Source organism: Listeria valentina (assembly GCF_011800755.1).
Taxonomy (GTDB): Bacteria; Bacillota; Bacilli; order Lactobacillales; family Listeriaceae; genus Listeria; species Listeria valentina.
The window spans coordinates 1-7,219 of the sequence record NZ_JAATJW010000087.1; the positions used below are offsets into that span (position 1 = coordinate 1).

The window sequence follows — 7,219 nt, forward strand, 5'->3', positions numbered from 1 at the left end:
GAACACGGTAGTTAAGCTTCTCCGCGCCGATGGTAGTTGGGGGCTTCCCCCTGTGAGAGTAGGTCGCCGCCGGGCAAATAGCGAAAGCACTTAAAATCATAGCGATTTTAAGTGTTTTTTTGTGCAGTCAGTCTACTTGCGCAAGCGGTGTAAAATCATGTATAATTAAAGTCAACTATAGTCAAAGTCAAGTGATGTTTTCTCGATTGTGCAGGAAAGGAGTATTCAAATGAGAAATATATCTGATATAATTGAAGCCTACTTAAAGCAGGTCTTAGAAGCAAATGAAGCTGTTGAAATAAAGCGAAGTGAAATAGCAGATAAATTTGAATGTGTACCTTCGCAAATTAATTATGTAATCAATACACGATTTACCATGGAACGTGGCTACATTGTTGAAAGTAAGCGAGGCGGCGGTGGCTACATTCGAATCATTAAAGTGAAGATGAATGATAAGTTACAACTACTTGATGCGATCATTGCAATGGTGCATGAAAAAAAGGTCTCACAAGCGTTTGCTGAAGATGTGGTATTAAGACTCTTAGAAGAAGAAGTGGTGACAAAGAAGGAAGCAAGAATGATGATGTCGGCTTTAGATCGGCAAGTTTTAATTATTCCTTTACCAGACCGAGATATTTTAAGAAGTCGTATTTTGGAAGCGATGCTTGCAGCTTTGAAGTATGACTGATTGGAGTGAGAAGATGCTTTGTGAACGTTGTGGAAAAAATGAAGCAGTAACTAGAATTCAACATTTGCATTCTGATGGAAGTCTTGAAGAGGTTTATTTATGTGAAAGCTGTGCCAATCTGGAAGAAGAAAATAAGATTCAGGCTTTTAACGAATTGGCACTTAGCTTTTTATCAATGCTCGATGGGAATAAAGTTACAGCGGGCGAAACTTCTGAGAAAAAACAACTGGTATGTGATTCATGTGGACTTGATTTTGATACGTTTCGTAAGACAAATCGAGCGGGCTGTCCAGATTGCTATGATGCTTTTTATGAACAAATTTTACAAGCCGCAAAACAAGTGCAAGGCGGTCACACGAAGCATGTTGGGAAGGTTCCGGATGCTTTTGTAGCTGAATCAGAGCGTGAGGAGCGTATTTTGGCACTGAGAGAGCAAATCCAAAAGATGATTGAATTGGAAAACTTTGAGGAAGCAGCTCGTTTACGCGATGAAATTCGATCGCTTGAAGGGAAAGCGGGTGAAGAGGAATGACAGAACAAAATCGTGTTTTGACTCCTGTGCTTAGCTCTTGGCTGTCTAGAGATGGCGATGATGCGGATGTTGTTCTTAGTTCGCGTGTTCGGATTGCAAGAAATTTTGAGGATGAGCTGTTTCCGTTTTATGAGCAGCGGGATGCGGTTGTGGAACGTGTGAAGCGTGTATTGGATGATTCTTTTCTTTTGTTTAAGATGGAGGAGCTCGGGATGCTTGATCGGGCGCTTCTTGTGGAGAAACATTTGATTAGCCCATATTTGATGAATGAAAGTGAGCATGGGGCAGTGTTTATTAGTCCCACTGAAAATGTGAGTATCATGACAAATGAAGAGGATCACTTGCGCGTGCAATGCCTTGAACCTGGCCTTAGGTTGTTTGATGCGCTCGAAAATGCACTTCGGATGACTGAACAAATTGAGCAAGCCTATCCTTTCGCTTTTCACAAAGAGTTTGGTTATCTTACGAGTTGTATTACGAACCTTGGAACGGGATTGCGTGCTTCTGTGATGGTCCATTTGCCGGGGCTTGTTGCTACTAAACGGCTGAAAAAGATCGTTGAGGCACTCCGAAGCATCGGTTTTGTGATTCGCGGGATTTATGGCGAGGGAAGTCGGTCTGAAAGCAATATTTTCCAAATTTCAAATCAAGTGACGCTTGGAAAGACGGAAGAGGACATTGTCAGTGATTTAACGCAAATCATGGAACAAGTAATCATGCAAGAACGAGTTAGTCGAACAAGTTTAAAACAAAAATTTCATATTTCGCTTGAAGACCGAGTTTACCGAGCTTATGGTGTTTTGAAAAATAGCCGTGTGATTTCTACGCAAGAAAGTGGAGAAGCCATTTCTGAGTTGCGTTTAGGAATTGAATTAGGTTATTTTGAGCATATATCTCGCCAAACAATCAATGAACTGCTAATATTTTCGCAACCAGCCTTTTTACGAAAAGCGCGGGGGCAAGATATGAATGAATTAGAGGAAAAAGTTATTCGAGCATCTGTTATTCGTGATATTCTTAAAGAAGTTTAATGGATGGCCACAAAGGAGGAAAACGATATGATGTTTGGACGTTTTACACAAAGAGCCCAGAAAGTTCTTGCCCTATCGCAGGAAGAAGCGATGCGACTTAATCATAGCAACCTTGGAACAGAACATATTTTGCTTGGTTTAGTTCGTGAAGGGGAAGGAATTGCTGCAAAGGCGCTTTATGAACTTGGGATTAGCCCAGAAAAAGTTCAACAAGAAGTAGAAGAATTAATCGGTCAAGGTGAAAAAACCGTTACGACGATTCAATATACGCCGCGTGCGAAAAAAGTAATTGAACTTTCAATGGATGAAGCACGCAAACTTGGACATAGCTATGTGGGGACAGAACACATCTTGCTTGGTTTGATTCGTGAAGGGGAAGGCGTAGCAGCTCGAGTGCTCAGCAATTTGGGCGTTAGCTTGAACAAAGCGCGTCAACAAGTGCTTCAGCTTCTTGGCGGTGGAGATAATGGCACAGCTGGAAGACAAACGAATACGCAAGCAACACCGACGCTCGATAGTTTGGCGCGAGATTTAACAGTGATTGCGCGGGAAGACAACCTCGACCCAGTGATTGGCCGCGCAAAAGAAATTCAACGCGTGATCGAAGTACTCAGCCGGCGCACGAAAAATAACCCTGTTTTAATCGGGGAACCTGGGGTTGGGAAGACAGCGATTGCGGAAGGCTTAGCGCAACAAATTGTTCGCAATGAAGTCCCAGAAACGCTACGGGGAAAACGCGTAATGACGCTTGATATGGGAACGGTTGTTGCTGGCACGAAATATCGTGGTGAGTTTGAAGATCGACTTAAGAAAGTTATGGATGAAATTCGTCAAGCGGGCAATGTGATTTTGTTTATTGATGAATTGCATACTCTTATCGGTGCTGGTGGTGCTGAAGGTGCAATCGATGCTTCAAATATCTTGAAGCCGCCTCTAGCACGTGGTGAATTGCAATGTATTGGGGCAACAACGCTCGATGAATACCGCAAATATATCGAAAAAGATGCCGCATTAGAACGTCGTTTCCAACCGATTAAAGTTGGAGAACCAACAATTGATGAATCTATTCAAATTTTGAATGGCTTACGGGATCGTTATGAAGCGCATCACCGAGTAGCCATCACGGATGAGGCACTTGAAGCAGCTGTTAGACTTTCTGATCGCTATATCTCAGATCGTTTCTTGCCGGATAAAGCTATTGATGTAATTGATGAAGCCGGTTCTAAGGTTCGCTTGAAAGCTTATACAACTCCTTCAAACTTGAAAGATCTTGAAGTGGAATTAAGCGAGCTTAAGAAGGAAAAAGATGCGGCTGTACAAGGTCAAGAATTTGAAAAAGCGGCTGCTTTCCGTGATAAGGAAAAGAAAATTAGGCAGCAATTAGAAGAAAAGAAACTAAATTGGAAAGAAAAACAAGGGCGGGATAATAGTCAAGTCACAGAAGACATAGTCGCAGAAGTTGTTTCTAGCTGGACGGGTATCCCGGTTACAAAAATTGCTGAAACTGAAACGGATAAGTTGCTCAACATGGAAAAAGTGCTACATCAGCGTGTAATTGGCCAAGATGAGGCGGTGAAAGCTGTTGCGCTTGCTGTTCGTCGTGCGAGAGCGGGGCTTAAAGATCCGAAACGTCCAATTGGTTCATTTATTTTCCTTGGACCAACGGGGGTTGGGAAAACGGAGCTTGCTAAAGCTCTCGCGGAATCTATGTTTGGCGATGAAAATGCGATGATTCGTGTTGATATGTCGGAGTATATGGAAAAATTCTCGACTGCACGTCTAGTTGGATCTCCTCCAGGTTATGTCGGCTATGAAGAAGGTGGCCAACTTACTGAAAAAATCCGCCAAAATCCTTATTCGGTTGTTTTGCTTGATGAAATTGAAAAAGCGCACCCAGATGTGTTCAATATGTTACTTCAAGTTCTTGATGACGGGCGTTTAACGGATTCCAAGGGACGCGTAGTAGATTTTAGAAATACTGTGATTATCATGACTTCGAATATTGGCGCGCAAGAAATGAAAGAAGACAAGTCTGTTGGATTTAATGTCACTGATTTGACGCAGGACTATAAAGCTATGGAACACCGCGTGATGCAGGAATTAAAGCGCGCATTCCGTCCTGAGTTTATCAACCGGATTGATGAAACAATTGTCTTCCATTCGCTAACGGAAAAAGAACTTAAACAAATTGTTACTTTGCTAACTTCACAATTGACAAAACGTCTCGCTGAACGAGATATCCATGTGAAACTCACAGAAGGAGCGAAAGCGAAAATCGCAAAAGAAGGCTATGATCCTGAGTATGGTGCTCGCCCACTTAAACGTGCGATTCAAAAAAACATTGAGGATCGACTTTCTGAAGAGTTATTGCGCAAAAATATCGAGCCGGGGGATATTGTTGAAATTGGCGTAAAAGATGGCGAGCTCGAAGTTCGAAAAAAAGATAAAGTAGCAAACTCGGTGAAAAAAACAAACCAAAAGTCTAAAACAAAAACTAAATCATAATGTAGAAAACCGAAACCCTTAGTGGATTTCGGTTTTTTTGTGTGAAAAAGGTTGCTCTTATTATGTGTATATGCTAATATTAACATATAAAGAAATTGGGAGGAATAAAGATGGGACAACATCATTCACACGATCACCACGGACATGGACACTCTCACACTCACAGTGCCAATAAAAAAGCTCTTTTAATCAGTTTTATTTTGATTGCTGGCTTTATGGTGGCAGAAGTAGTCGGTGGGATATTAACAAATAGTTTAGCGCTTTTGTCAGATGCTGGTCACATGCTAAGTGATGCAGTTGCGTTAGGACTTAGTTTGCTAGCTTTTAAATTTGGAGAAAAAGCAGCCAGTAACTCCAAAACGTATGGCTATAGAAGGTTTGAAATTTTAGCTGCTTTTTTTAATGGGCTAACGCTAATTCTTATTTCTTTATTTATTTTTTATGAAGCTTACCACCGCTTCTTTGAGCCAAAACAAGTTATTGGATCCGGCATGATGACAATCTCTGTTTTAGGGCTATTAGTCAATATTTTAGTTGCCTATATTCTTGCAAAGGGTGATACAAGTGGCAACTTAAATATGCGAAGTGCTTTTTTACATGTATTAGGGGACTTACTTGGCTCTGTTGGAGCAATTGCAGCTGCACTACTTATTATATTCTTTGGTTGGGATATTGCCGATCCAATCGCAAGTGTACTCGTATCTATTTTTGTGTTGATTAGTGGGATTCGAGTTTTCCGGGAATCTATTCAGGTTTTAATGGAAGGCAAGCCAGCTAATGTAGAAGTTGAGGGGATTCGAAATTACTTGCTCGAACAACCTGAAATTGAAAGTGTACATGATTTACATGTCTGGTCGATTTCATCGGACTTCCCATCGTTAACCGTACATTTGCAGGTTGCTGAGCATGTTGATAGGGATGCGCTTTTGGATAGGTTGCGTGCAGGAATTGAAAATCAGTTCCATGTTTCACATATTACTATTCAAATGGAACGGTCTATTGCACATGACCACTGTAACTAGTGAATAGACTTTGCGCTCAAGCGTTTTGACAATAAATAAATGAAAAGGATGAGGCCGAAATGCGCTCATCTTTTTTGTTTGTAGCGCTCGTTTGTGAAAAAAATTGGCGGCTATGCTATAATGATGAAACCGGATTCGATAATTTCATGGAGGGGAAATCATGTTAAATGAACAACAAGTTGGGAAACTAATTAACCGTTTGGTCGACCCAGTATTAGAGGCCACGCTCGAAGAAACAAACGGAGTTTTAGGAATAGAAGTGATCAAGCCTGACAAAGTCATTCTAGAGTTAGCTCTTGCTGATCCTGAGGTCGATAAGGGGGCTTTTTCGGCAAATATACAGGAGCTGTTAGGTCAGTTTGGGTTTGAAGAAATTGTGCTAGATTTACAATACTTGGCTTCGGATGTCATTGATTCGATTTTAGAACAACGTGAAGGAATTTTAAGTGAATCCAGTAAAACAAAGTTTGTAGCTATTGTAAGTGGAAAAGGTGGAGTTGGGAAGTCAACTATTGCAGCTAACTTAGCGGTTGCTCTAGCCAAGCGTGGGAAAAAAGTAGGCGTGTTAGATGCAGATATTTGTGGGTTTAGCTTGCCTGTGCTTTTTGGTGAAATGACTGCACCGAAAAAGGAAGGAAACTTCATTATTCCTGTTGAGACACATGGTGTGAAAATGATTTCGATGGATTTCTTTGTTGAATCTGGGGAACCGGTAATTTGGCGTGGACCAATGCTTGGAAAAATGGTGAAGATGTTTTTAGAGGAAGTAAAATGGGGAGAGCTAGACTACTTAATTATTGATTTACCACCTGGAACGGGAGATGTTGCGCTAGATATTCACGCTTTACTCCCAAGCTGTTTTGAACTGATTGTAACAACACCTCATTATGCTGCTGCACAAGTGGCTTCTCGTGCGGGATACATGGCTAGAAAAAATGGACATTATATCTTAGGGGTAGTGGAAAATATGTCTGCAGTAAATATTGATGGGCGCTTAGTAGAATTGTTCGGAGCAGGTGGGGGAGAAAAAGTAGCTACTGATTTAGATGTTGACCTTTTAGCTCAACTTCGTATGGAGCAACCAGTTAAAAATGTAGCTGGATATGTAGATGGTATTTACAACTCAGAAGATTTATTAAGTGAGTCTTTTTTGAACTTGGCAGATGAAGTTATCGTTAAGTCAGATGTATCAATGGATTTAAAGTGATTTAATACAGAAAATTTGTTGTGTGAATATGCAAAAATTGCATGTGGGCAAAATAAAATGAAAAAAGTTTTGGAAATCTATTGACGAACGGCTTGAAAATTGGTATATTAATAAACGTTGCTGATGCGCTAAACGCGCAACAGAAACTCAAGAAATCGACCTTTGAAAACTGAACAAAAAGAAGACGAAAAAGCGATGAAACAGTATGTTTCACCAATCAATTCGCAGGGCAGG

At 40.9% G+C, this 7,219-nt stretch carries 6 protein-coding genes and 1 rRNA gene; all 7 read left to right on the forward strand.

What is annotated here, in order from left to right; all coding sequences use genetic code 11:
- A 5S ribosomal RNA gene (rrf, locus tag HCK02_RS14315) occupies positions 1-75 on the forward strand; the annotation flags it as partial.
- 154 nt (positions 76-229) lie between these two features.
- A complete protein-coding gene (locus HCK02_RS12795; RefSeq protein ID WP_115754092.1) occupies positions 230-688 on the forward strand; it encodes a CtsR family transcriptional regulator in 459 nt (152 codons plus the stop codon).
- The gene (locus tag HCK02_RS12800; protein ID WP_246215604.1) at positions 681-1,220 is read left to right on the forward strand and encodes a UvrB/UvrC motif-containing protein; all 540 of its coding nucleotides are present in this window, start codon (positions 681-683) and stop codon (positions 1,218-1,220) included. Before HCK02_RS12795 ends, HCK02_RS12800 begins: the two co-directional genes overlap by 8 nt.
- Complete coding sequence (locus HCK02_RS12805; protein WP_167630491.1) at positions 1,217-2,251, forward strand: protein arginine kinase; 1,035 nt, start codon at positions 1,217-1,219, stop codon at positions 2,249-2,251. The genes HCK02_RS12800 and HCK02_RS12805 overlap by 4 nt, the downstream gene beginning before the upstream one ends.
- A 27-nt stretch (positions 2,252-2,278) precedes the next feature.
- Complete coding sequence (locus tag HCK02_RS12810; protein WP_167630492.1) at positions 2,279-4,756, forward strand: ATP-dependent Clp protease ATP-binding subunit; 2,478 nt, start codon at positions 2,279-2,281, stop codon at positions 4,754-4,756.
- 110 nt (positions 4,757-4,866) lie between these two features.
- Complete coding sequence (locus tag HCK02_RS12815; protein ID WP_167630493.1) at positions 4,867-5,778, forward strand: cation diffusion facilitator family transporter; 912 nt, start codon at positions 4,867-4,869, stop codon at positions 5,776-5,778.
- Positions 5,779-5,938: 160 nt separating this feature from the next.
- Positions 5,939-6,985 (forward strand): Mrp/NBP35 family ATP-binding protein, encoded by a 1,047-nt coding sequence (locus HCK02_RS12820; RefSeq protein ID WP_167630494.1) that lies wholly within the window; start codon positions 5,939-5,941, stop codon positions 6,983-6,985.
- Positions 6,986-7,219 lie beyond the last annotated feature (234 nt).

Coding starts and splice junctions, on each gene's coding strand:
- HCK02_RS12795 (WP_115754092.1), top strand. CDS start 230: ATGAGAAATATATCTGATATAATTGAAGCCTACTTAAAGCAGGTCTTA.
- HCK02_RS12800 (WP_246215604.1), top strand. CDS start 681: ATGACTGATTGGAGTGAGAAGATGCTTTGTGAACGTTGTGGAAAAAAT.
- HCK02_RS12805 (WP_167630491.1), top strand. CDS start 1,217: ATGACAGAACAAAATCGTGTTTTGACTCCTGTGCTTAGCTCTTGGCTG.
- HCK02_RS12810 (WP_167630492.1), top strand. CDS start 2,279: ATGATGTTTGGACGTTTTACACAAAGAGCCCAGAAAGTTCTTGCCCTA.
- HCK02_RS12815 (WP_167630493.1), top strand. CDS start 4,867: ATGGGACAACATCATTCACACGATCACCACGGACATGGACACTCTCAC.
- HCK02_RS12820 (WP_167630494.1), top strand. CDS start 5,939: ATGTTAAATGAACAACAAGTTGGGAAACTAATTAACCGTTTGGTCGAC.